Origin of the sequence: Pseudomonas brassicacearum (genome assembly GCF_003732265.1) — a bacterium.
GTDB classification, from domain to species: domain Bacteria; phylum Pseudomonadota; class Gammaproteobacteria; order Pseudomonadales; family Pseudomonadaceae; genus Aquipseudomonas; species Aquipseudomonas brassicacearum_D.
Map to the genome: position 1 here is coordinate 1 of NZ_MOBK01000240.1, position 468 is coordinate 468.

The following is a 468-nucleotide window of genomic DNA, read 5'->3' on the forward strand; positions in this document are numbered from 1 at the left end:
CCCCTGAAATTTCATTCAGGGATCACAAACGATGTGGGCCGATTTTCTAGATCGTTTCGAGAAAAAAGCACCCGCCAGTGTCATGGCTAAATTGGCGCTGGAGCAGGCTATTGCCCCTGAGTGGGTCGATCAGGTTTTCGAAGAGCATCGGCAACGGCAGTATTCTCGTGAGCTACTGTTCTCGACCATCGTCAAGCTGATGTCCCTTGTTTCATTGGGCTTGAAGCCATCCCTGCACGCCGCCGCGCGGCAACTGGAAGATCTTCCTGTCAGCTTGGCGGCCCTCTACGACAAGATCAGTCGTACCGAACCCGCGCTGTTGCGCGCTCTGGTTACAGGCTGTGCACAACGCCTGGCTCCAACCATCAAACAGCTGGGTTGCACGACGATGCTGCCGGGTTGGCAGATTCGGATAGTGGACGGTAATCACTTGGCATCTACTGAGAAACGCTTGGGGGCTTTACGCCA

1 protein-coding gene is annotated in these 468 nt (G+C 55.1%); it reads left to right on the top strand.

Annotated elements, in window-relative coordinates:
- Window positions 1-82: 82 nt before the first annotated feature.
- Window positions 83-468: transposase (locus BK660_RS31050; RefSeq protein ID WP_473087029.1), on the top strand; the 386-nt coding region annotated here is incomplete at its 3' end.